Genomic DNA, 22,378 nt, shown 5'->3' on the forward strand with positions numbered 1-22,378 from the left:
GAGCTCGATCTCCTTGGCGATCGACACACCATCGTTGGTGATGGTGGGGGCGCCCCACTTCTTCTCCAGCACGACGTTGCGACCACGCGGGCCGAGCGTCACCTTGACAGCGTCGGCGAGGGTGTTCATGCCCCGCTCGAGCCCGCGGCGCGCCTCCTCGTCGAAAGCGATCATCTTCGCCACTCGTGTTCCTCCGTCTGCGATGTCGGTCGGGGCGGTCGACGCGGGCGCCCGCGACGGACGGGTCCCCCGGCGTACCCGGCCGGGCCCTCGCCCGCGCCGACCGCGTTCTGGCACTCACCTCCCGGGAGTGCCGATCCCACCGTACACAAAGTTGCGCGTACGCATCTATGCGTCCACGCAATCTTCTGCGCTACGCTCCCCACGTGGACGAGACCGAGAAGAGCGGGCTGCGCGAGCGCAAGAAGCTGGCCACCCGCGAGGCGCTGAGCGCGGCGGCGCTGCGACTGGCCATGGAGCGGGGCCCGGACAACGTGCGGGTCGACGACATCGCCGAGGCCGCCGGGGTGTCCCCGCGCACCTACAACAACTACTTCTCCAGCCGCGAGCAGGCGATCGTGGCCGCCGTCGCGGCCGAGCGGGCGCTGCGCGTCGGCGCCGCGGTCCGGGCCCGCCCCGACGACGAGCCGCTGGCCCGCGCGGTCGTGGAGGCGGTCGTCGAGCAGTACTCGACCGTCGACGAGCCGGGCCGCGCCGAGCTGGCCCTGATCACCTCTGCCCCCGGACTGCGGGCCGCGTTCCTGGACACCGTCAGCGCCGTCGAGCAGCCGCTGGCCGCCGCCATCGCCGAGCGCGCGGGCCGGGACGAGCGGACCGCGGCGGTGCTGGCGGCCGCGGTGGCCGCGGCGGCCCGCGTCGGCGCCGAGCGCTGGCTGCGGTCCTGGGTCACCGGGAACGCACTGCTCGTCGTGCCCGGTGGATCGCTACCCGACCTCCTGCGCGAGGCGCTGCTCCCGCTCGCCCCCGCCCTGGACGCCCCCGCCCGCTGACCCCCACCCGTCGAGAACGGACCCGTTGTCGTTGGGACCGGTCGAGAACGACGACGAGTTCGTTCTCGACGGATCAGGCGGGGAGGATCTGGCGGGGCAGCAGCTCGTCGACGGGTGGGTAGCCGTGCTCGGCGCGCTTCTTCCACTCGCGCGGGTAGCCGAGCGAGGCCTCCACGAAGCGCACGCCGTCCTCGACGGTGACGCGCGGGATGTGCAGGTGACCGTAGACGACGGCGGCTGCCCGGTAGCGGACGTGCCAGTCGGCGGTGAGCTCGGTGCCGCACCACAGCGCGAACTCGGGGTAGCGCAGCACGCGGGTCGGCAGCCGGGTCAGCGGCCAGTGGTTGACCAGCACCGTGGGCAGGGCGGGGTCGCAGGCGTCGAGGCGGCGCCGCGACTCCACCACCCGGGCCGCGCACCACTCGGCGCGGTCGGCGTAGGGCTCGGGGTGGAGCAGGTGCTCGTCGGTGCACACCACCCCGGCCTTGTACGCCGCGGCCAGCCCCTCCTCGGCGGTCGTGGTGCCCTCCGGGAGGAACGTGTAGTCGTAGAGCAGGAACAACGGCGCCACGACGGCCGGGCCGCCCTCGCCGTCCCACACCGGGAACGGGTCCTCCGGGGTGAGCACGCCCAGCTCGCGGCAGACCTCGACGAGGCGGCGGTAGCGCGCCTCGCCGCGCAGCGGGGTCGGGTCCTTGCCGCGGGTCCACAGCTCGTGGTTGCCCGGCACCCAGACCACCGCGGCGAACCGCTCGCGCAGCAGCCCCAGCGCCCACCGGACGTCCTCGACCTGCTCGGCCACGTCGCCGGCGACGATCAGCCAGTCGCCGTCGGTGGTGGGGCGCAGGCCCTCGACGACCGTGCGGTTCTCCGGGTAACGGACGTGCAGGTCGCTGACGGCCAGCAGCCGCGGGGAGGTCACCGGCCAGTCGTACCCGACGTCCGGCGCGCTCGCCGTGCGACCCCGGTCACCCCGGCCGCGGACGCGGTGGCGGCCGCACCGCGCGTCGACTCGGGACCGAGCCCGCCCGGTGGTGGCCGTCCCCGGCTACTCGGCAGTACGTTCGAGGGACTGGCGGCACAACCGGGGGGACACAGCGATGGAGGGTGCACGGAGAGCGCTGCGCTGGGGGCTGCGGCACGGGATCTTCCGGCAGGTCATCCGGCGGCGGATCGGCGGAGGCGACGAGACGGCGCGCTTCCTGCTCGACCCGTCGATGTCGGTCGACCCCTACCTCTACTACGACGACGTGCGCACGCGCGGGCGCCTGGTCGACAACGGCATGGTGCTCAACACCTGCCACCACGACGTGGCCACGGCCGTGCTGCGCAGCCAGGACTTCGGCGTGGCCGGCCCCCCGGAGGACGAGGACCTGCCGGCACCGTTGCGGCTGGCCGCGCGCGTGGCGGGGCGGGGCCCGCTCGGCCCCGGCGAGCCCCCGTCGATGCTGACCACGAACCCGCCCGACCACACCCGCTACCGCAAGCTGGTCACCCGCGGGTTCAGCGCCCGCGTCGTGGCGACGCTGCGCTCGCGCACCGAGCAGGTCGCCGCGGAACTGCTGGACGAGATGGCCGGCAGGGGAACCTCGGCCGACCTCGTCCGCGACTACGCCGCCCTGCTGCCGGCGACCGTCATCGCCGAGATGCTCGGCGCTCCCGCCGAGATGCGCGGGCAGTTCCTGGAGTGGGGGGCGGGAGCAGCCCTCTCGCTGGACGCCGGGCTGACCTACCGCGACTTCGTGCGGTCGGAGAAGGACATCACCGCGCTGCAGGAGTGGATGGCCGGGCACTTCGCCCGGCTGCGCCGCTCGCCCGGCGAGGACACCACGATCCTCTCGGCGCTGCTGAGCGCCCGCGACGGCGACGGCAGGCTCTCCGAGGACGAGCTGCTGAGCATCGCGATGCTGCTGCTCGCGGCGGGCTTCGAGACCACCGTCAACCTGATCGGCAACGGCGCCGCCCTGCTGACGAGCCACCCCGACCAGCTCGCCGTGCTCACCGCCGAGCCGCAGCGCTGGCCGACCGCGGTCGACGAGATGCTGCGCATCGACTCCCCGGTGCAGCGCACCGGGCGGATGGCCACGCGCGACACCGAGGTGGCCGGCGAGCGCGTCCGGGCGGGCCAGTTCGTGGTGATCATGCTGGGCGGCGCCAACCGCGACCCGGCCGTCTTCCCCGAGCCCGCCCGGTTCGACGTCACGCGGGCCAACGCCGGCGAGCACCTGGCGTTCTCCAGCGGCATCCACTACTGCCTCGGCGCCGGGCTGGCCCGGATGGAGGGCGAGGTGGCGCTGCGGGCGCTGTTCGAGCGCTTCCCCGACCTGGCCCCCGCCGGGCCGCCGCACCGCCGCCCGACCCGCACCCTGCGCGGCTGGGACGCGATGCCGGTGACCCTGCAGCCGTCCACTGTGGACGCCTGAGGGGCGCCCAGGGGCGCTCAGCCGCCGGCGAACCAGCCGGGCAGGTCGAGCCGGAAGGCGGCCTGCGGCGTCACCGCGCGCAGGTCGGCCTCCAGCGCGCGCAGCCGCTGCTCGCCCAGGGTGCGCCCCCAGCTCGCGCGCATCTCGTCGAACGCGGCGGCCGAGCGGCGCAGGCTGTCGAGACCGCGCTCGGTGAGCCGGACGGGCCGGCGGCGGGCGTCGTCGGGGTCGGTCGCGCGCTCCAGGTAGCCGCGCGTCTGCAGGAACTCGATGTGCTTGGCGGCGGCCTGCTTGCTGACCCCGAGCCTGCGCCCCAGCTCGACGGCGGTGGCCCCGGACGGCCCCACGGCCTGCAGCACGAACCCGTGCACGGGGCGCAGCTCGGGGTGGCCGTGGCGGGCCAGCTCGGCGTGCACCCCGTCGACGAGGACGCGGAACCCGAACAGCAGGCGCAGCGGCAGCTCGTAGCCGGGTGGGTCGGTTGACATGATGGACAACCTAGTTCACCATTTCTCCCGTCGAACAGACAACCTCGTTGTCCATTACCGGAGGTCCCGCCATGCCCGTCGTCCGCCACGCCGACGCCCGCCGCAGCAGCACGCCGAACGCCACCACGACCACCTTCGCCTCGCCCACCCTGGGCGGCGCCCGGGTCGCGCTCTGGCGGGTCGAGATGGTCCCCGGCGCGTCCGGTCCGCTGCACTGGTTCGACGTCGAGCAGGTCTGGACCGTGCTCACCGGCTCGGCCCGCATCGAGCTCGACGGCGAGCCCGTCACCGTCGGGCCCGGCGACACCGTCGTCATGCCCCCGCAGCTGCCCCGCCGCGTGCACGCCGACCCGGAGGCCGGGTTCAGCGCGATGGTCACCGCGCCCGGCGGCGCGCTGGCCGCCACCCCGGACTCCGACCCGGTCCTGCCGCCGTGGATCGCCTGACGCCGACCTCCAAGGACGGCCGAGCAGGCGCTACCCGGCGTCCAGCGCGGCCAGGGCCGACTCGGCCGTCCGGTACACCCCGGCGAGCCGGGCGGCGCCGCCGTCGGCCTCGGTCACCCCCATCACCCCCCCGGCGTAGCGGCTGTACACCCCGGCGCTGATGCAGGCCGACCGCCAGCGCGCGAAGGCCAGGTAGAAGTCCAGGTCGGAGACGTCGCGCCCGGAGCGCTCGGCGTAGCGGGCCACCAGCTCCTCGCCGGTGGGGTAACCGCCGACCGCGTTGGGGCCCGGGATCGTGACGGCCAGCGCGTCCCCCGAGCGGCCCCAGGAGGCGATGAGCCAGCCGAGGTCGGCCAGCGGGTCGCCCAGGGTGGCCAGCTCCCAGTCGAACACCGCGCGCACCCGCCCGTCCGGGCCGACGGCGAGGTTGCCGGGCCGGAAGTCGCCGTGCGCGATCCGCACGTCCGACGGCGGCAGCGCCGCGGCCCGCTCGACCAGCCGCTCGTGGGCCCGGTCGATCGTCGACAGGTCGGGCACCGACGAGTCGTGCGCCTGGCGGTGCCAGCGGCGCAGCTGGCGCTCCAGGTAGCCGCCCGATCGGCGCAGGTCGCCGAGGCCGACCTCGTCCGGGTCGACGGCGTGCAGGGCGGCGAGCACGTCGACGGTGTCCAGGCCGAGCGTGCGGCGCGGTTCGCCGGGGGCCAGCCGCTCCCCCGACGGGCCGTCGCCGAGCACCTCGCCCTCGACGAAGCCCATCACGTAGAACGACGCGCCGATCACCGACTCGTCGGCGCAGTACGCGACCGGCGGCGCCACCGGGACCGGGGTGTCGGCCAGCGCGCTGATGAACCGCCACTCCCGGCTCATGTCGTGGGCGGTGGCCAGCACCATGCCGGTGGGCGGGCGGCGCAGCGCCCACCGCCCGCCCCGCGCGTCGATGATCCGGTAGGTGAGGTTGGAGTGCCCGCCGGAGATCCGCTCGACCTCGACCGGGCCGTCGCCGACGGGGACCTGCGGCACCTCGGCGCGCAGCCAGTCGGTCAGCGGCTGCGCGGGAACGGGATCGATCTCCGGTGATCGTCGGGCGCTCATCGGACCATCAAAACCCGGCGCACGGGCGAGCACCAGGGCCCGCGGGGCAGCTCACCACCCGGGCTCGCCGCACCGCGCTGCGTGGCAGCCGGGGGCCCGGGGGGCTAACGTCCCGCGCGAGCCATTCCGCCGACCGGAACGAGGAGGACGGGCACCATGGACGGACCGCGCACCCTGGCGATCGACGTCGGCGGGTCGGGGCTGAAGGCGACGGTGCTCTCCCCCGACGGCGAGATGCTCACCGAGCGGGTCCGCCGCGAGACGCCCTACCCCTGCACGCCCGACCTGATGCTCGACGAGCTCACCGAGCTGGCGAAGGAGCTGCCCGAGTACGACCGCGTCTCGGTCGGCTTCCCGGGGGCGATCCGCGGCGGCGAGGTGCGCCACGTCACCGCCTTCACCCGGCCGGCGCCGGGCGAGCCGCCCACCGACGAGCTGAAGCAGCAGTGGTTCGGCTTCGACCTGCAGTCGGCGCTGGCCGAGCGGTTCGCCAAGCCGGTGCGCGTGGCCAACGACGCCGACGTGCAGGGCTGCGCGGTGATCAAGGGCGAGGGCCTGGAGCTGGTCATCACGCTGGGCACCGGGGTGGGCTGCGCGATCTTCTGGGAGGGCGCGCTGCTGCCGCACCTGGAGCTGTCGCACGGCCGGTTCGGCGAGGGCCTGTCGATCGAGGTCGCCTGCGGCGACAACGAGCGCCACAAGGTCGGAAAGCAGGAGTGGCGCCAGCGGGTGCTGAACGCGCTGGACGCGTTCGAGGAGATGGTGCTGCCCGACCACATCTACATCGGCGGCGGCAACGCCAAGAGGCTCGACGAGGACGAGCTCGGCGCCAACCGCTCGATCGTGCCGAACGTCTCCGGGCTGCTCGGCGGCATCGCGCTCTGGGAGCGCACCGGCGACCCGGTCACCTCCCCGATCGCCCACGAGCACGCCACCGAACACAGCAGCGGAGCCGCCCCGGCCCGCGCCGGCGGCTGAGTCGCGGGAGGATCTGCGCGTGCCCGACTTCCCCGTCACCGACATCACCGCCACCCCCGAGTGGTCCGCGCTGGCCGAGCACCACCGGGCCGTCGAGGGCAAGCACCTGCGCGAGCTGTTCGCCGACGACCCCGGCCGGGCCGAGGCGCTCACCGCGTCCGGCGCCGACCTCGTGCTGGACTACTCCAAGCACCGGATCACCCGCGACACGCTGCCGCTGCTGGCCGCGCTGGCCCGCGCCGCCGGGCTGCCCGAACGCACCGCGGCGATGTTCGCCGGCGAGCGCATCAACACCAGCGAGGACCGCGCGGTGCTGCACACGGCGCTGCGGCTGCCGCGCGAGGCGTCGCTCACGGTCGACGGGCAGGACGTCGTCGCCGACGTGCACGAGGTCCTCGACCGGATGGGCGCCTTCACCGACGACGTCCGCTCCGGCAAGTGGACCGGCCACACCGGCGAGCGGATCTCGACGGTGGTCAACATCGGCATCGGCGGCTCCGACCTGGGCCCGGTGATGGCCTACGAGGCCCTGCGCGCCTACGCCGACCGGTCGCTGCAGCTGCGGTTCGTCTCGAACATCGACCCGACCGACATCGCCGAGGCCACCCGCGACCTCGACCCGGCCACCACGCTGTTCGTGGTCTCGTCCAAGACGTTCACCACGATCGAGACGCTGACCAACGCCAAGGCCGCCCGGCGGTGGCTGGTCGAGGGCCTGGGCAGCGAGGACGCGGTGGCCAAGCACTTCGTGGCGGTGTCGACCAACGCCGAGAAGGTCGGCGGCTTCGGCATCGACGAGGCCAACATGTTCGGCTTCTGGGACTGGGTCGGCGGGCGCTACTCCCTGGACTCCGCGATCGGGCTCTCGCTGATGGTGGCGATCGGCAAGGAGCGGTTCGCCGAGTTCCTGGCCGGCATGCACGCGATGGACGAGCACTTCCGCGCGGCGCCGCTGGAGGAGAACCTGCCGGCGATCGCCGGGCTGCTCGGCGTCTGGTACGTCAACTTCTTCGGCACCGAGACCCACGCCGTGCTGCCCTACAGCCAGTACCTGCACCGGCTGCCCGCCTACCTGCAGCAGCTGACCATGGAGAGCAACGGCAAGTCGGTCCGCGGCGACGGCACCCCGGTGGTCACCGCCACCGGCGAGATCTACTGGGGCGAGCCGGGCACCAACGGCCAGCACGCCTTCTACCAGCTGATCCACCAGGGCACCCGGCTGATCCCGGCCGACTTCATCGGCTTCGCCGAGCCCAACCACGCCCTGCCCGTCGAGGACGGCGACGGCGCCGACATGCACGACCTGTTCATGGCCAACCTGTTCGCCCAGTCCTCCGCGCTGGCGTTCGGCAAGACCGCGGAGGAGATCGCCGCCGAGGGCACGCCGGCCGACGTCGTCCCGCACAAGGTGATGCCGGGCAACCGGCCCAGCTCGACGATCCTCGCGGCCGAGCTCACCCCGTCGGTGCTGGGCCAACTGATCGCCTTCTACGAGCACGTCACATTCGTGCAGGGGACGATCTGGGGCATCGACTCGTTCGACCAGTGGGGCGTGGAGCTGGGCAAGGTGCTGGCCCGTGAGCTGGGCCCCTCGCTCACCGGCGGCCCGGTCGACGGGCTCGACGCCTCGACGACGGCCCTGGTCCGGCGCTACCGGGAGTGGCGCGGACGGGCCTGACCCGGCGTTCGGTCGAGCGGAGCGCCGACGACGACGGGAGGATGGATCGATGGGTCCCGGCGACGGCGCCCCCACTGGGCGCGACGACGTGCACCGGAGCGTCGAGCCCCCTCCCGATCGGCCGGTCGGCCCGCGCGAGCACCCCGCCGGCCTCGACCACCCGCTGGGGGCCCCCGCGCCGCTGCCGAGGAGGCCGCTGTACGGCGTGCTCGCACTGGCCCTCGGCGCGGTGGCCGCGGTGTCCAGCGCCTTCGTCGGGGTGGGGCCGGCCGCGGTCGACCAGCTGGTGCTCGGTCAGGCGATCGACGCCCGGTCCGGCCCGCTGACGGCGATCGCCGTCGCGGTCACCGAGGTCGGCAGCACCGCGACCATGGGGGTGCTGGCAGCGCTGGTGACGCTGGTGCTCCTGGTGCGCTCCCGCCCGTACGACGCGCTCTTCGTCGCCGTCACCGCCGTGGGCGCCAGCCTGGTGTTCAGCGGGCTCAAGCGGCTGCTCGACCGCGCCCGCCCGCCGCTGGACGACCAGCTGGTCGGGGCGGCCAACGAGTCGCTGCCCTCCGGGCACGCGACGATGGCGGTCGCGGTGATCGGCTCACTGGTGGTGCTCGCCTGGGTCGGGCAGAGCGCGGCGACCCGGGTCGCGATGGTGGTGGGCGCGGCGCTGTGGGTCGGGGCCGTCGGGCTGACCCGCGTCTACCTGGGCGTGCACTGGTTCAGCGACGTGCTGGCCGGGTGGCTGGTCGGCGGGGCCTGGTTGGCGCTGTGCGCGATGGTGTGGGCCACCGCATCGGCCCGCCGACGGGCGACGGCGGACGGCTGACGCGCCGCCGCCCCGCGCGGTGGGTCAGTTGTGCATCCCGGCGAACTCCAGGAAGTCGATGATCGTGCGGACCGGCCCGCCGTCGGGCCTGGTGACGCCGGTGGCCGGGTCGAACCCCTTGTTGAGGTAGGACGTCGGGTCGGCGCGGAGCTGGCCGAGGATCGTCTCCGCGACGATCCGGCTGCCGACCGGGCCCAGCCGGTCGCCCTCACCGAGGATCTCGGCCTCCTTCAGCACGTAGAACCACAGCGGGGTCGCCCCGAGCAGCTCGGGGTGGTCCTGCAGCACGTTGCCGACCGGCCCGGGCGGCGAGCTCAGCTGGGCCACGGTGAGCGGGGTGATGCCCAGCTGGGTCGCGACCGCCTGACCCGTCGGGACGGCCAGCCGGTAGCCGCGCAGCAGGTTGCGGGTGGCCAGTCGCTTGAGCAGCCGACGGATCTCGCCGGACGTCGCTCCCCCGCCCTCGTTGAGCAGCGTGCTCAGCGGCGGCGCGAGGTGCGTGTCGATCTTGCGGGCGAGCCGGGCCGGGAGGCCGCCGTCGGTCTGCGGGTCGATCCCGGTGAGCCGGCGGAACCGGGCGGGCCAGTTGTCGGGCAGGGTGGGGTTGACGGGGAAGGACGGGTTCGGCCGGAGCCCGCCGTTGCCGGTGAAGCTGAACAGCTGCTCGAACGTCGCCCGGGGGAAGTTCTCGTTCCAGTCGTAGGCGCCGCGGACCATGCTGTGCCCGAAGCGGAAGGCGGCCACCGAGAACTCCAGCGGCATGAACGGGTCGTCCGCCGATGGCCGGAAGACCGGGCGGACCGTGCCGTCCAGCAGGCCGGTGACCACGGCCGGGTCGGCGATCCGCGTGAGGAAGTCCTGCACCGTCGCGAACTGGTAGTGCCAGGTGGTGAGCTCGCGGGCCCGCTCGAAGTTGCCACCGCCGTGGGCGGCGAGCCAGTCGATCACGTTGTTGTGGAACTTGAGGAAGGCCACGTGCAGCTGGGCGACGACCAGGTTCTCGTCGTTGCGCCCGTCGCCGATCAGCGCCTTGCCCTTGCCCGCGCCCTCCCGCGTGCGGGGCAGGTCGAAGCCCGGCACGATCGCGGGCCCGACCGGGGTGAGGTCCGGTTGTTCGAGCACGACGAATTTGTCGCCCGCGTAGGGCACCTGGCCCTCGAGGCCGGACGCCTTCGGACCGTTGCCGTAGACCGAGTCCAGGTTCAGCCGCGGCTCGCGCAGGTTCACCAGGCGGGCGGTGACCTGCAGCGGCTCCAGCGGGTGCAGGTCGTCCTCGACGATCGAGATGCTGGTGTCGCGGTCGGTGTTGGCGGTCAGGTCGTGGTCCACGAACTGGCCCCAGTAGGTCAGGATCGGGGGCAGCTGCGAGTCCCCGGCGCCGCCGCGGGGATCCTGCTCGATCATCGCCGACCCGAGCGCCTTGAGCGCCGCGACGGTCTCCTGCGCCGGGTCGCCGTCGAGGTGGGCACCCGGGAAGGCGTCGGCGAGCGCGCCGAACATGTACCCGAAGGGCGTCGAGATCTCCTCGATCCGCCCGCCCCGGAAGTCGTCGCCCGCCGTGCTGGAGACCGACGCCGACTGCGGCGCGGCGGCGTCCACCTGCGCCTGCGCGATCTCGTCGGTGACCACGTGCTGGCCGTGGCGGAGGTCCATCAGCACGCGCGGGAAGTCGTCGGCCATAGCTCACTCCTGTGGTGGTCCTGCGTCGGCGTCGGGGGGAACGCTCGCGGACCGGCGGCGCGGCGGCCATACGCACAACTGCGTAGTCGCCCCCCGGTATCAGCGGGGGCGTTCGGCGCTCAGGCCTGCTCCTTCGAGCACCACCAGGTGGAGCGCCCGCCCACCGTGCCGTGCACCATGGGCGCCCCGCAGCGCGGGCAGTCGGCGTCGGCGTGCCGGAACCCGATCACCTCCCCGGTGTGCACGCCGCCGTGCTCGATCGCCGAGCGCAGCGCCGCGGCCAGCGCGTCGTAGAGGTGGTCGAGGGTGGCGGTGTCGAGCTCGTCGGCCCGCGCCGACGGGCTGAGCCCGGCCTGCCACAGGGTCTCGTCGGCGAGCAGGTTGCCCACCCCGGCCAGCACCGACTGGTCCAGCAGCCGCGCCTTGACCGCCGAGTGGCCGCGGCGGACCCGGGTGCGGAACTCCTCGCGCCCGATCTCCTCGGCGTCCGGGCCGAGCGCGCCCAGGTCGGGCTCCAGCCGCACCCGGCCCAGCCTGCGCTTGTCGAACAGCCGCAGCTGCCCGCCGTCGGTGAAGGTGACCACGAAGCGGTTCCACTCGGGCTTGCGCGGCACGGGTCCGGTGTAGCCGGCGGCCGGGCGGGGGTCGCCGCCGGCACGACCGTGGTCGTCGGCGTCGGTGGTGACCACGATCCGCCCGCCCATGCCCAGGTGGATCCCCAGGTGCGGGCCGGGGCGGCCGTCGCGGTCGGCCGTCTCGCACCACATGGTCTTGCCGCGGCGGTGGGCGGCGGTCAGCCGGCCGCCGACCAGCGCACCGGCGATCTCACCGGGCCGGTGCGGGCGGCAGACCCACTCGTCGGAGTCGTCGACGGAACGGATCTCGCGGTCGAGCGCGCCCTCCAGCACGGAACGGGCGGCCTCCACCTCGGGGAGCTCGGGCACCCCCCGAGTCTGGTCACCCCCGCCGCAGCGCGCGAGCCGACCCTCGCACGCTCGCTCGAACCCGGCAGCGCATGCCCGGCCGTCGACGTCGCAGGGTGGGCGGCGGGTCGGGCGGGGTCAGCCGCCGGGGGTGGCGGCGCGGGCCTCAACGACCTGCCGAGCGACGGCCTCGACCTCCTCCGGCGGCACCCGGACCGCACCCTCGGCCGCGGTGACGGTCACGACCACCGGGAAGATGCGCCGGACCAGGTCGGGTCCGCCGGTGGCGGAGTCGTCGTCGGCCGCGTCGTAGAGCGCCTCGACCGCGGCGCGCACGGCGCCCGCCCGGTCGGCGTCGCGGCTGTAGCGCTTCTTCAGCGCCGACTTCGCGTAGGGCGAGCCGGAGCCGATGGACTCGTAGCCGGTGCTGTCCGGGACGATGTTGCCGCTGACGTCGAAGGTGACGATGCGGCCGGCGCGCGCCGGGTCGGGCTCGTCGGGGTCGACGCCGACCAGCAGCGGCAGCGCCTCGAAGCCCTGCATCGCCATCGGCAGGCTGTCGCGCAGCATCGCGGCGAGCCGGTTGGCCTTGCCCGGGAACGAGATCGGGGTGCCCTCGATCTTCTCGTACTGCTCGACCTCGGCGGCGAACAGCCGCAGCATCTGCATCGCGGGCCCGACGGCGCCGGCGTACCCGGCCGCGGTGGTGTCGTCGACGACCACGACCTTCTCCAGGTCGTGGCGGGCGATGACGTTGCCCGAGGTCGCGCGGCGGTCGCCGGCGACGACCACACCGCCGGCGAAGGTGAGCGCGACGATCGTCGTGCCGTGCGTGTCGAGCGGGCTCAGGGCGGCCTCCTCGGTCGGTGCTACCCGGCAGCGTAGACGGCGCGGAGCTTGCCGCCAGGGGTGAGCTGCGGCGGCTGCTCGTCGTCGACCAGGGCGACGCCGGGGACGCCGTGGGCGGTGAGCACGCCGGCCAGCCCGGCGCGGACGTCGGCCCGCACGCGGCCGGGGTCGGCGCCGGGCTCGACGTCCAGCCGGACCAGCAGCGTCGTCGGGTCGGGCCGCACGAGCTGGAAGCGGCGCACCCCGGGCAGCCGGTCGACCGCGGTGCCCAGGGCGAGCGGCGGGATGCGGACCGGGTGCTCCGGTGGCCCGAAGGTGAGCACGTCGGCGGTGCGGCCGCGGACGCGGACCGCGGGCAGCGGGTTGCCGCAGGAGCACGGGTCGGGCCGCTGGGTGACGCTGTCGCCGAGGTCGTAGCGGATGATCGGCTGGACGCGGTTGGCCAGGTTGGTCAGCAGGACGGTGTGCGAGGGCTCGCCGAGCGGCGTCGGGGCGCCGTCGGCGTCGACCGGCTCCAGGATCGCCCAGTCGGCGTTGACATGCAGCCACCCGTGCGCGCAGCCGGTGGCCAGGCCCATGAACTCCGAGCAGCCGTACTGGTCGCGGACCTTCGCGCCGAAGGCGTCGGCGATCCGCCGGTGCGCCTGCGGGGGCAGGCCCTCGGCCGCGGTCACCACCAGCACCGGGTCGATCCGCAGCCGCCCGGCGGCCTGCTCGGCGGCGACCATCGCCACGGCGCTCGCGTAGCCGTTGACGATCGCCGGGCGGAACCGCTGCAGCTCGGCGACGATCTCGTCCAGCGGCCGGTGCACCGACACGATGCGGATGCTGCGCCGCCGGGCCGGCCGCTCGGCCAGCAGCCGGCGCGCCGTGGCGTAGCCGGCGTAATGGCCGTCGGTGGCCCAGAGCGCCGCGGTGCGCCCGCCGTTGCGCAGCAGCCGGGCGTAGTCGCGCGGGCCGCGCAGGAACTGCCCGGTCGAGCGGCCCACGGTGATCGCGGTCAGCACCCGGACCATGCGCTCGTCCTGCACGAACACGCCGCGGACCCCGCTCGTCCCCGAGGTCGTGACGATGAAGTGGCGGCCGAGGAAGGGCGTGCCGATCGTGTCGGACCGCTCGACGAACGCCCGCACGCCCGCCAGCGTGACGGCCCGGTCGGTGCTCCAGTCGTCGAACCGGGCCATGAGCGCGATCTTGTCGGTGACGGGCAGGGCGCGCGGGTCGTCGACGCCGTCGGGCAGGTCGCGGTAGAGCTCGCGGTAGAACGGCGACCCGGCCCGGGCGGCGGCCACCAGGTCGGCGAGGCGGGCGCGCTGCCGGGCGGCGACGGCGGACGGCCCGCCGCGGCGGGCCCGGCGCAGGTCGCGCAGCAGCCACCACAGCGACCCGTTCCCCGGGGTCTTCGGGGCCCGGCCCCGCGGCGGCTCAGCCATCGCGGTGCTCCCGCCGCGCGTCCCAGCGCTGCCACATCGGTCCGACCTCGGAGTCGAGCCAGCCGAACAGCTCGTGCGCGCGCCGGATGCGGGTCGCCCTGGCCGAGTCCGCGCCGAGCAGGTCGAGCCCTTCCCCGGTGACCGCGAGGAACGAGGTCAGCGCGGCCATCCGGCGGCGGGTGACCTCGGTCCACGGGTCGTCGGCCAGCCGGTAGTAGGTGGTCCGCTCGCCGGGGCGGTGGCCCGGCTCGACGAACCCGCCGGCCAGCAGCACCTGCAGCGCGGTGGTGAGGGAGGCGCGGCTGGCGCCGATCGCGGCGGCCAGCTCGGCGGCCGACTGCTCGGGCGGGTCGCAGATCATCAGCCGGCCCAGCGCGCGGCCGGGGATCGGGGGCAGGCCGTTCTGCCGGGCGAAGAACCCGGCGACCCGCTCCACCCAGGCCCGCTCCTGCTCGGGCGTCGGTCCCGGACCGGTCACGCGGCCACCTTCCCCGTACTCCAACAGTTTCAGTAACGACTGTAACTTATGGGCACGACGAAATCGTGGTCTGCCGCGGGGTGGGTCAGACGCCCAACCAGGTCAGCACGGCCATGACCCTGCGGTGGTCGTCGCCCGAGGGCGGCAGGCCGAGCTTGGTGAAGATCGAGGAGATGTGCTTCTCCACCGCACCCTGCGAGACCACCAGCTCGCGCCCGATCGCGGTGTTCGTGCGGCCCTCGGCCATCAGCCCCAGCACCTCGCGCTCGCGCGGCGACAGCGTCTCCAGCGGGTCGTTGCGGCGGCGGTGCGAGAACAGCGCCGACACGACCTCCGGGTCGAGCACGGTGCCGCCGCCGACCACCCGCTCCAGGGCGTCGGACAGGTCCGACAGCCGCGACACCCGGTCCTTGAGCAGGTAGCCGACCCCGCCGCCGGTGCTGAGCAGGTCGGAGGCGTAGGTCTCCTCGACGTACTGCGACAGCACCAGCACGGCGGGCGGCGGGTCGAGAGTGCGGATCTCCAGTGCGGCCCGCAGGCCCTCGTCGGTGAACGTCGGGGGCATCCGCACGTCGACCACGGCGACGTCGGGCCGGTGCTCGGTGACCGCCTTCACCAGCTCCAGCCCGTCCCCCACCGCCGCGACGACCTCCGCCCCGGCCTCGTCGAGCAGCCGGACCAGCCCCTCGCGCAGCAACAGGGAGTCCTCCGCCAGCACCACCCGCACGCGCCTACCCCACCCTCTCCTCGCCCAGCCCGGCCAGCGGGATCTCCGCGGTCAGCACGGTCGGCCCGCCCGCCGGGCTGACCACGTCCAGCACACCCTCGACGGTGGCCAGCCGGTCGGCCAGCCCGGCCAGGCCGTGGCCCTTGCCCAGGTGCGCGCCGCCCTTGCCGTTGTCGAGCACCTGCACGAGGACCCGGTCGCCGTCCGAGCTCACCGACACGGTGCACAGCGTGGCCTGTGCGTGCTTGGCCACGTTCGTCAGGGCCTCGGTCACCACGAAGTAGGCGGTGTTCTCCACCGCGGCGGCCAACCGCCTGCCCTCGGGCAGCGCCACGTCGAGCGAGACGCGCACCGGGCAGCGCGCGGCCGCGGCGGCCAGCGCCGCGCCGAGCCCGCGGTCGGCCAGGATCGGCGGGGCGATGCCGCGGGAGAGGGCCCGCAGCTCGTCGAGCGCCTCGCGGCTCTGCGCCAGCGCCTCGGCGACCAGCGGCCGGGCGCGGTCGGGGTCGTCGTCGAGGCGGCGGGCCACCGCCTCCAGGTCCATGTTCAGCCGCACCAGCCGTTGCTGGGGGCCGTCGTGGATGTCGCGCTCCAGCCTGCGCAGCGTCTGCGCCTCGGCCTGCACCGCGGCTCGGCGCCCGGCCGCCAGCTGGTCGGCCCTGGCCCGCAGCGCGGCGGACTCGTTGGTCAGCAGCCCGCGGGCCAGCCCGGCCTCGGCCAGCACCAGCAGCCGCACCACCGGCGCCGCGGTGGCCAGCAGCACGAGCCCGAGCAGGGTGTTGAGCAGGATCTCCCAGCCCAACCAGCCGTTGCCGGTGAGCAGCCAGACCAGCCCGCCGCCGTCGTCGTCCTGCGGGATCGCCCACATCCAGGTGGCGGCCAGCGCCCCGCCCAGCCCGCCGACGGTCCAGGTGACCGCGATGCAGAACGCCGCGACCCGCACCGGGAACGCCACGACCGCGTGCAGCAGGTCGCGCCAGGACTGCGGCTCGCGCAGCGCCGACCAGAGCCGGCCGATGCCGGTGCCCTTCGGGGCGCGGTAGTGGTGCGGCGGGAGCGCCCGACCGGTGGCCCACTCGACGAGCCGTCGCTCGGCGCCGGCCAGCGCGCGCTGGGTCATCAGGGTCAGCACCAGGATCGGCAGCCCGAGCCAGACCACGAGCGTGCCGACCCCGGCGGCGAACCCGACGACGGCCACCACGAAGGCCACGATCCCCAGCGGCAGCCCGGTCAGCAGGTAGCCCAGGCCGGGCCAGAACCGGCATCGACCGCGGCCCGCCTCGACGGGCCCGGTCGCCCCCCACGCGCCTCCCATCGCGACCCCGATCCCGCCCTCTGCTGCCGACACGCCCGCTGGCTCGCTCACGGTGTCCACCCTCGCCCCCCGAACCGGCCCACCCCAACCGGCACACCTCCGAGTGAGGGTAGGGCCAACCCGAACCCGGCCGCGCCGGGATTCCGCCCCCGCGCACGCCGCGACCTGGGCGCGGCGACCAACCGGGGAGCGCGCTCGTCGTGCGCGCCGAGGCCGTCGCGGCGAGGGTGATCCATCGAACGCCGGCGAGGGCATCGCGGCCGGTAGCGTGCCTGCCCAGAGGCTCCGGCCGACGAGTGTGGACAGGAGATCGACGTGGACCCCTCCGACCTGGCCGACGTGCTGGCGTCCGTGCGGACGTTCATCCGCAACGAGGTCGTGCCGCTCGAGGAGAAGATCGACGCCGAGGACGCCGTGCCGCCCGAGATCGTCGCGGCCTGCAAGGCGATGGGGCTCTACGGGTTCGCCATCCCCGAGGAGCACGGCGGGCTCGGGCTGAGCATGACCGAGGAGGTGCAGCTGGCCTTCGAGCTGGGCTGGACGACCCCGGCGCTGCGCTCGCTGTTCGGCACCAACAACGGCATCGCCGGGCAGGTGCTCATCACCGGCGGCACCGAGGAGCAGCGCCGCGACTGGCTGCCCCGGCTGGCCTCCGGGGAGGTCACCGCGTCGTTCGGGCTCACAGAGGCCGACGCCGGCTCGGACCCCTCCACGCTGAGCACCTCGGCCCGCCGCGACGGCACCGACTGGGTGATCAACGGGTCCAAGCGCTACATCACCAACTCCCCGCTCGCCGACGTGATCATGGTCTTCGCCCGGACCGACCCGGACGCGCCCGGCAACCGCGGCATCTCGACCTTCCTGGTCCCCGCGGGCACGCCCGGGCTGGGCATCGGGCCCCGCGACCACAAGATGGGCCAGTTCGGCGCGTGGACCGCCGACGTGCACCTCGACGACGTCCGGGTGCCTGCCGACGCGCTGGTCGGCGGCGAGGACGGCCTGCACCGCGGCTTCGTCACCGCCGCCAGGTGCCTGGCGCACGGCCGCGTGCACATCGCCGCGCTGTGCGTGGGCATGGCCGCGCGGCTGGTGCAGGAGTCGGTGGAGTTCGCCTCGACCCGCGAGCAGGGCGGCAAGGCGATCGCGTCCTTCCAGCTCATCCAGGGGCTCATCGCGGACTCGGTGACCGACCACTACGCGGGCCGCGCGACCGTGCTGGAGGTCGCGCGCGCCTACGACGCCGGCACCGACCGGATCCAGGGCCCCTCAGCGGCCAAGTACTTCGCCAGCGAGATGGTCGGGCGGGTGGCCGACCGGGCCGTGCAGATCCACGGCGGCGCCGGGTACATGCGCGGCGTACCGGTGGAGCGCTTCTACCGCGACGCCCGGCTGTTCCGCATCTACGAGGGCACCAGCCAGATCCAGCAGGTGATCATCGCCCGACAGGCGCTGGGGAAGGCCGCACGCGGCTAGCGGCGCCCCGGTCGGAGGCGCACAGCGGTACGCGGCGTGACGCGGGCGCGTCCGGGCGCGCCAGAGCAGCTCCCTCGTCCGGGCGAGGTCAGGGCAGCGCGTCAGGGCCGGGCGTGGGAGCGCCGTGGCGGGTGGCGAGGAAGTCGGCGAGCGCGGCGGTGGTCGGGCCGGTGGCCGGGCCGGGGCGGGTGACCGACAGCGCGGCGGCGGCGTTCGCGGTGCGGGCCGCGGCCACCGGGTCCTGCCCGCGGGCCAGCGCGGCCAGGAAGGCGCCGGTGTGGGTGTCGCCTGCGCCGGTGGTGTCGACCGCGTCGACGGCGAACCCCGGCACGTGCACCGGTGCCGCACCCCCGACGGCCACCCAGCAGCCCTCGGCGCCGGTCCGCACGAGCGCACCGGCCCGCCCACCGAGCGCGCAGGCGGCGTCGGCGGGGTCGGTGCGGCCGGTGATCCGCCGGGCCTCGGCGGCGTTCGCGGTGACCCAGTCGGCCCGGTCGAGGAGCGCGCGCACGGCGCCGGGCGCGGACCAGGGCGCCAGCGGGCCGGGGTCGTGCACCACCGCGACCGCCGCGGGCAGGGCGGCGATCCAGGGCAGCAGCGCGTCGCGGGTGGGGCCGTGCAGGAGCTCGTAGCCCGACACCGAGATCGCGTCGCCGGGTCGCGGCACCACGGCGGCCAGCTCCGCGCCGGTCGCCCCGACGACGGACGCCGGGCTGGTCACGAACGTCCGCTCGCCCTCGTCGTCCACGACGGTGAGCACGATGCCGGTGTCGGTGGGCCGGGGCCGCTGCCGCACCTCGACGCCCTCGGCGCGCAGCGCGGCGACGGCGATGTCGGCGAACGGACCTGTGCCCACCGGTCCGGCGTACACGGCGGGCAGCCCCTGGCGGGCCGCCGCGGCCAGCACGTTGAACCCGCCGCCGGCCACGGCGTCCATGCGGTGGGCCAGGACGTCGGCGCCGCGGGCGGGCAGGGCGGGCACGGCGGCGACGAGGTCGACCACCACGTTCCCGACGTGCACCAGCCGGCTGATCATCGGGCGGGGTTCACCGGATGGGGCCGCGCAGGGCGAGCAGGTCGGCGGCCAGGCGGTCCAGCGGCAGCCCGTTGACCTCGGCGACGGTGGCCATGGCCGCGTCGGGCAGCCCGGCCGTGCCGTGGCAGGCCCCCGCGACCGCACCGGCCATGGCGGCCACGGTGTCGGTGTCGCCGCCGAGCGAGGCGGCCAGCCGGCAGGTGAGCCACGGGTCCTCGCCCGCGGTGGCGAGCACCGCGAACGCCGCGGGCACCGACTCCTGGGTGGCCAGCCCCGTGCCGACCAGCGCGCCGATCACCTCGACGGCCCGGGACGGCGCGAGCCCGGCGACCAGCCCGGTGGCCCACTCGATCCGGGCGGCCACGTCCGCGGCGGCGACCCAGCGGCCCCGGCCCGCGCCCCGGCGAGCGGCCCCGACCGCGTGCGCGGTGGCCTCGGCGACCGTCGCCCCGTCGATCCCGGCGCTGACCGCGGCGGCGACCGCGGCCGCCCCGGCGATGGCGACACCGGTGCCGTGGGTGGGGGTGCACACCCGCACGACCAGCTCGAGGAGCGCGTCGGGGTCGGCGACGGCCACGCCCGCCGGGGCGATGCGCATGGCGGCGCCGTTGGTGGTGCCGTCCCGACCGGCCTCGACCGGGTCGGCGCCGGCGGCCAGCGCGGCCACGGCGCGCCTGGTCGAGGGGCCCAGCAGGCCGTGCGCCCCGCGAGCGCGCAGCGCGCCCTCCCAGGCCAGCAGCCGGCGACCGAACTCCGCGGGGTCGAAGCCGCCGCCGGACTCCACCAGCAGCTCGCCCAGCAGCACGGCCTGCTCGGTGTCGTCGGTGACGGTGCCCGCGGGCAGCCCGGGCGCGACGGGCTGGTCGCGGGCACCGGGGTGGAAGCGGTCGACGACCTCGCCGTAGCGGGCGACGACCTCGGCGCGGGGCAGCGACTCGGTCGGCATGCCGAGCGCGTCGCCGATCGCCAGCCCGTGCAGCGCGCCACGGGCCCGGTCGAGGCGCCCGTCGTCGGGGGCGCTCACGTCAGCAGCTCGGCCGCGGACACCACCCGCACCAGCGGCGCGTAGAGCTCCATGACGTCCAGCGCCTTGCGGTGAGTGGTGGCGTCCACCCCGGCGCAGGCGTCGGCGACCACCCGGACGGCCGTCCCGGCGTCGGCCGCGGCGAGCGCCGTCGACAGCACGCAGCAGTCGGTGGACACCCCGGCGAGCACGAGATCGGCGTCGCCCACCCGGGCGGCCAGCTCGGGACCCCACTTGCCGAACGTCGGCGCGTCGACGGTGGGCCCCGGGCGGGCCAGCTCGGGCACGACGTCCCACAGCGGCGCGTCGGGCGGCTGCAGCGCGAAGGGCCACTGCCGGTAGTACTCGCGCCAGGCGCCCGACGGCCGCGCCGGGCTGACGAACCGGGTGAAGGTGACCGCCGGGTCGAACGCGGCGACCAGCGCCGAGACCGTGTCGAGGATGGCGGCGAAGCCCGGGGTCGCCCAGCCGCTGGCCGGGTCGGCGAAGACCCGCTGCATGTCGACGACGACCAGGTGCCCCGCCGCCCGTCCCGGCACCGCCCGACCCGGCCCGGTGCCCAGCGCTTCGGTGCCCAGCGCTTCGGTGCTCAGCGCTTCGGTGCTCAGTGCTCGGAGGGGCGGATGTGGTACTCGAACACCAGCCCGGCGATCGCCCCCAGCAGGATGATCCCGGAGATGACCATCGCCCAGACGTAGAAGAACGCCAGCGAGATGCCCAGCAGCGCGACCGCGAAGGCCACCCCGACGGGCCAGTAGCTGCCCGGGGAGAAGAACCCGACGTCGCCTGCGCCGTCGGAGACCTCGGCCTCCGGGTTGTCCTCCGGGCGGCCCTCCAGCCTGCGGGCGACGAACCGGAAGTAGGTGCCCACGATCAGCGCCAGCCCACCGGTCAGGAACAGCCCCGCGATGCCCACCGCCTCCTGGGCGAGGACCGTGTAGATGATCGCGACCACGAAGCAGAAGACCGCGACGATCTCGAAGATGCGGTGCTCGACCTTCATCGCTCAGCTCCCCGTGGTCGGCTGCGACGCGGAGCGCTGGGTCCGGTCGGTGGTGAAGGGGTAGGTGGTGGTGGCCTGCGGCGCGCACAGCTCGCCGCAGTTCAGCTCGCCCAGCGCCTCACCGGCGGTGTAGACGGCGTCGGTGTCGGGGTTGACCTGGGTGCGCAGCGCGAGCCAGCGCTCGTACAGGTCCGGGGGCAGCGCCCGCACCTCGAAGTTCATCTGCGCGTGGTAGGCGCCGCACAGCTCGGCGCAGCGCCCGACGAAGGCGCCCTCGCGCTCGATCTCGTCGATGCGCCAGACGTTGTCCTGGTCGTTGACCTCGGGCAGCGGGAAGACGTCGCGCTTGAACAGGAACTCCGGCACGAAGAAGCTGTGGATCACGTCGGTCGAGCGCTGGGTGAACTCGATGCTCTGCCCGGTGGGCAGCACCAGCAGCGGGATCGTGTCGCTCGTGCCCAGCGTGCTGACCGGGCGGCCGTCGGGGCCGGGGGTGTCGGGGTAGCCGAACTCCCAGTTCCACTGGAACGCGGTGACGTCCACGCGGACGTCGGCGGGCTCGGCCGGGTCGCTGTCGACGTAGTTCTGCACGACGACGGTGAACGCGAAGAGCACCGCCACGATGATCGTCGGGATCACCGTGAAGACGATCTCGACGGGCAGGTTGTACTGCGTCTGCCGGGGCAGCGAGCCGTCGTCGTCCTTCTTCTTGCGGTGGAACGCGACGGCCCAGAGCATCGCGCCCCAGGTGATCGCGCCGACGACCAGCGCCGCGATCGCGGACCAGGTCCACAGCTGGCGCATCGCCTCGGCCTGCGGGGTGATCCCCTCGGGCCAGCCGAAGCGGATCGCCTCCTCCACCGAGCAACCGCTGGTGAGCAGCGAGACGACCACGGCCAGGCCGGCCACCTTGGCCACCCGCCCGGTACCGCGGCGACTCCCGTCGCGCTGTGCTCGAGCCACTGCTCGCCGCCTCCCACCGTTCGTCCGGGACGCCCCGCGCCCCGTGCCGTCGCCGAGGCCACCGTCCGCCTTCGACCTCGCGTAGAGACTAGCCGCACCCGGGCACCGATCGCCTGCCGGGTGCGGCCGTGTCGGGGTGTGCTCCCGGCTACCCGGTGCGCCGCTGACCCGGCTGCGCCAGCCGCGCGCGCAGGGCCGCGACCAGCTCCGCGCGGTTGCCCGCGACGAGCTTCTGGCGCAGCCGGGCCACGTGCTGCTCCACCGTCTTGGGCGAGATGTAGAGCCGCGCGCCGATCTCGCGCTGGGTGAGCCCGTCCAGCACGAGCCTGCCCACCTCGCGCTCGCGGCGGGACAGCCCGTCCCGCCCGATCGCCCGATCGGGCGAGATCCGTCCGCGCAGGGTCCGCCCCGCGCCCAGCAGCTCGCGGGCGGTCGCGGGCTCGGCCGCGCGGGCCGCGGCGGCCAGGCACAGCGCGGCCGCCTCCCACGGGCGCCCGGTCCCGACCAGCCGCTCGGCCGCGGAGCGCACCTCCGCGGCC

The 22,378-nt window shown here is 75.0% G+C and carries 24 protein-coding genes; 7 read left to right on the plus strand and 17 right to left on the minus strand.

The window, feature by feature from the left end; translation table 11 throughout:
• On the minus strand, window positions 1–183 hold a 183-nt coding region (locus KDL28_RS39000; RefSeq protein WP_308216134.1), incomplete at its 3' end, for a TCP-1/cpn60 chaperonin family protein.
• Window positions 184–386: 203 nt separating this feature from the next.
• Here KDL28_RS39000 and KDL28_RS39005 point away from each other — a divergent pair.
• Complete coding sequence (locus KDL28_RS39005; protein WP_252446531.1) at window positions 387–1,010, plus strand: TetR/AcrR family transcriptional regulator; 624 nt, start codon at window positions 387–389, stop codon at window positions 1,008–1,010.
• Window positions 1,011–1,083: 73 nt separating this feature from the next.
• Here the strand turns inward: KDL28_RS39005 and KDL28_RS39010 are convergent, their stop codons facing one another.
• The gene (locus KDL28_RS39010) at window positions 1,084–1,932 is read right to left on the minus strand and encodes a metallophosphoesterase family protein (protein WP_252446532.1); all 849 of its coding nucleotides are present in this window, start codon (window positions 1,930–1,932) and stop codon (window positions 1,084–1,086) included.
• 178 nt (window positions 1,933–2,110) lie between these two features.
• Here KDL28_RS39010 and KDL28_RS39015 point away from each other — a divergent pair, with 178 nt between their 5' ends.
• Entirely contained in the window at window positions 2,111–3,433 is a 1,323-nt protein-coding gene (locus KDL28_RS39015) for a cytochrome P450 (RefSeq protein ID WP_252446533.1), read from the plus strand.
• Between the two features lie 17 nt (window positions 3,434–3,450).
• Here KDL28_RS39015 and KDL28_RS39020 read toward each other — a convergent pair whose 3' ends face one another.
• The gene (locus KDL28_RS39020; RefSeq protein WP_252446534.1) at window positions 3,451–3,921 is read right to left on the minus strand and encodes a MarR family winged helix-turn-helix transcriptional regulator; all 471 of its coding nucleotides are present in this window, start codon (window positions 3,919–3,921) and stop codon (window positions 3,451–3,453) included.
• Between the two features lie 71 nt (window positions 3,922–3,992).
• Between KDL28_RS39020 and KDL28_RS39025 the strand changes: the two genes are divergently transcribed.
• Window positions 3,993–4,367 (plus strand): cupin domain-containing protein, encoded by a 375-nt coding sequence (locus KDL28_RS39025; protein ID WP_252446535.1) that lies wholly within the window; start codon window positions 3,993–3,995, stop codon window positions 4,365–4,367.
• 30 nt (window positions 4,368–4,397) lie between these two features.
• On the opposite strand, the gene KDL28_RS39030 is transcribed toward KDL28_RS39025, so the two are convergent.
• Window positions 4,398–5,459 (minus strand): phosphotransferase family protein, encoded by a 1,062-nt coding sequence (locus tag KDL28_RS39030; protein WP_252446536.1) that lies wholly within the window; start codon window positions 5,457–5,459, stop codon window positions 4,398–4,400.
• A gap of 156 nt (window positions 5,460–5,615) precedes the next feature.
• Between KDL28_RS39030 and KDL28_RS39035 the strand changes: the two genes are divergently transcribed.
• From KDL28_RS39035 to KDL28_RS39045, 3 genes are read left to right on the plus strand one after another with little or no spacing between them, the layout of a single operon-like run.
• Window positions 5,616–6,437 carry an ROK family protein gene (locus KDL28_RS39035; protein WP_252446537.1) on the plus strand — a complete coding sequence of 274 codons (822 nt, stop codon included), beginning with the start codon at window positions 5,616–5,618 and terminating at the stop codon, window positions 6,435–6,437.
• A 19-nt stretch (window positions 6,438–6,456) separates the two neighbouring features.
• Window positions 6,457–8,115 carry a glucose-6-phosphate isomerase gene (pgi, locus tag KDL28_RS39040; protein WP_252446538.1) on the plus strand — a complete coding sequence of 553 codons (1,659 nt, stop codon included), beginning with the start codon at window positions 6,457–6,459 and terminating at the stop codon, window positions 8,113–8,115.
• Between the two features lie 49 nt (window positions 8,116–8,164).
• Window positions 8,165–8,935 (plus strand): phosphatase PAP2 family protein, encoded by a 771-nt coding sequence (locus KDL28_RS39045; RefSeq protein WP_252446539.1) that lies wholly within the window; start codon window positions 8,165–8,167, stop codon window positions 8,933–8,935.
• A gap of 24 nt (window positions 8,936–8,959) precedes the next feature.
• Here the strand turns inward: KDL28_RS39045 and KDL28_RS39050 are convergent, their stop codons facing one another.
• The 7 genes from KDL28_RS39050 to KDL28_RS39080 form a co-directional block, all read right to left on the minus strand.
• On the minus strand, window positions 8,960–10,615 hold the full coding sequence (locus tag KDL28_RS39050) for a peroxidase family protein (protein ID WP_252446540.1): 1,656 nt from the start codon (window positions 10,613–10,615) through the stop codon (window positions 8,960–8,962).
• A 119-nt stretch (window positions 10,616–10,734) separates the two neighbouring features.
• A complete protein-coding gene (locus tag KDL28_RS41985) occupies window positions 10,735–11,559 on the minus strand; it encodes a DNA-formamidopyrimidine glycosylase family protein (protein ID WP_252446541.1) in 825 nt (274 codons plus the stop codon).
• 117 nt (window positions 11,560–11,676) lie between these two features.
• Window positions 11,677–12,330, minus strand: coding sequence for a proteasome subunit beta (gene prcB / locus KDL28_RS39060; protein ID WP_252446542.1), 654 nt, complete (start codon window positions 12,328–12,330; stop codon window positions 11,677–11,679).
• A 77-nt stretch (window positions 12,331–12,407) separates the two neighbouring features.
• The gene (locus KDL28_RS39065) at window positions 12,408–13,820 is read right to left on the minus strand and encodes a phenylacetate--CoA ligase family protein (RefSeq protein ID WP_252446543.1); all 1,413 of its coding nucleotides are present in this window, start codon (window positions 13,818–13,820) and stop codon (window positions 12,408–12,410) included.
• Complete coding sequence (locus KDL28_RS39070; RefSeq protein ID WP_252446544.1) at window positions 13,813–14,298, minus strand: GbsR/MarR family transcriptional regulator; 486 nt, start codon at window positions 14,296–14,298, stop codon at window positions 13,813–13,815. The genes KDL28_RS39065 and KDL28_RS39070 overlap by 8 nt, the downstream gene beginning before the upstream one ends.
• Window positions 14,299–14,383: 85 nt before the next feature.
• The gene (locus KDL28_RS39075; RefSeq protein WP_252446545.1) at window positions 14,384–15,025 is read right to left on the minus strand and encodes a response regulator transcription factor; all 642 of its coding nucleotides are present in this window, start codon (window positions 15,023–15,025) and stop codon (window positions 14,384–14,386) included.
• Between the two features lie 4 nt (window positions 15,026–15,029).
• Window positions 15,030–16,391, minus strand: coding sequence for a sensor histidine kinase (locus KDL28_RS39080; RefSeq protein ID WP_252446546.1), 1,362 nt, complete (start codon window positions 16,389–16,391; stop codon window positions 15,030–15,032).
• 264 nt (window positions 16,392–16,655) lie between these two features.
• Here KDL28_RS39080 and KDL28_RS39085 point away from each other — a divergent pair, with 264 nt between their 5' ends.
• The gene (locus KDL28_RS39085) at window positions 16,656–17,813 is read left to right on the plus strand and encodes an acyl-CoA dehydrogenase family protein (protein ID WP_252446547.1); all 1,158 of its coding nucleotides are present in this window, start codon (window positions 16,656–16,658) and stop codon (window positions 17,811–17,813) included.
• 88 nt (window positions 17,814–17,901) lie between these two features.
• Here the strand turns inward: KDL28_RS39085 and KDL28_RS39090 are convergent, their stop codons facing one another.
• The 6 genes from KDL28_RS39090 to KDL28_RS39115 all read right to left on the minus strand — a co-directional run.
• Window positions 17,902–18,849, minus strand: coding sequence for a PfkB family carbohydrate kinase (locus KDL28_RS39090; RefSeq protein WP_252446548.1), 948 nt, complete (start codon window positions 18,847–18,849; stop codon window positions 17,902–17,904).
• Between the two features lie 10 nt (window positions 18,850–18,859).
• Window positions 18,860–19,873, minus strand: coding sequence for an ADP-ribosylglycohydrolase family protein (locus tag KDL28_RS39095; protein WP_252446549.1), 1,014 nt, complete (start codon window positions 19,871–19,873; stop codon window positions 18,860–18,862).
• A complete protein-coding gene (locus KDL28_RS39100; RefSeq protein ID WP_252446550.1) occupies window positions 19,870–20,412 on the minus strand; it encodes a cysteine hydrolase family protein in 543 nt (180 codons plus the stop codon). The genes KDL28_RS39095 and KDL28_RS39100 overlap by 4 nt, the downstream gene beginning before the upstream one ends.
• Window positions 20,413–20,477: 65 nt before the next feature.
• A complete protein-coding gene (locus KDL28_RS39105) occupies window positions 20,478–20,876 on the minus strand; it encodes a cytochrome c oxidase subunit 4 (protein ID WP_252446551.1) in 399 nt (132 codons plus the stop codon).
• A 3-nt stretch (window positions 20,877–20,879) separates the two neighbouring features.
• Window positions 20,880–21,794: an aa3-type cytochrome oxidase subunit II gene (ctaC, locus tag KDL28_RS39110; protein WP_252446552.1), complete on the minus strand. Its 915-nt coding sequence runs from the start codon at window positions 21,792–21,794 to the stop codon at window positions 20,880–20,882.
• A 193-nt stretch (window positions 21,795–21,987) separates the two neighbouring features.
• On the minus strand, window positions 21,988–22,378 hold a 391-nt coding region (locus KDL28_RS39115; RefSeq protein ID WP_252446553.1), incomplete at its 5' end, for a helix-turn-helix transcriptional regulator.

Source organism: Pseudonocardia humida, from assembly GCF_023898865.1.
GTDB classification, from domain to species: Bacteria; Actinomycetota; Actinomycetes; order Mycobacteriales; family Pseudonocardiaceae; genus Pseudonocardia; species Pseudonocardia humida.

What these genes read in the sequence shown, in the direction of transcription:
- KDL28_RS39020 (WP_252446534.1), bottom strand. Translation starts at nt 3,921, where the DNA reads ATGTCAACCGACCCACCCGGCTACGAGCTGCCGCTGCGCCTGCTGTTC.
- KDL28_RS39025 (WP_252446535.1), top strand. Translation starts at nt 3,993, where the DNA reads ATGCCCGTCGTCCGCCACGCCGACGCCCGCCGCAGCAGCACGCCGAAC.
- KDL28_RS39105 (WP_252446551.1), bottom strand. Translation starts at nt 20,876, where the DNA reads ATGAAGGTCGAGCACCGCATCTTCGAGATCGTCGCGGTCTTCTGCTTC.
- KDL28_RS39050 (WP_252446540.1), bottom strand. Translation starts at nt 10,615, where the DNA reads ATGGCCGACGACTTCCCGCGCGTGCTGATGGACCTCCGCCACGGCCAG.
- KDL28_RS39065 (WP_252446543.1), bottom strand. Translation starts at nt 13,820, where the DNA reads ATGGCTGAGCCGCCGCGGGGCCGGGCCCCGAAGACCCCGGGGAACGGG.
- KDL28_RS39030 (WP_252446536.1), bottom strand. Translation starts at nt 5,459, where the DNA reads ATGAGCGCCCGACGATCACCGGAGATCGATCCCGTTCCCGCGCAGCCG.
- KDL28_RS39035 (WP_252446537.1), top strand. Translation starts at nt 5,616, where the DNA reads ATGGACGGACCGCGCACCCTGGCGATCGACGTCGGCGGGTCGGGGCTG.
- KDL28_RS39090 (WP_252446548.1), bottom strand. Translation starts at nt 18,849, where the DNA reads ATGATCAGCCGGCTGGTGCACGTCGGGAACGTGGTGGTCGACCTCGTC.
- KDL28_RS39015 (WP_252446533.1), top strand. Translation starts at nt 2,111, where the DNA reads ATGGAGGGTGCACGGAGAGCGCTGCGCTGGGGGCTGCGGCACGGGATC.
- KDL28_RS39045 (WP_252446539.1), top strand. Translation starts at nt 8,165, where the DNA reads ATGGGTCCCGGCGACGGCGCCCCCACTGGGCGCGACGACGTGCACCGG.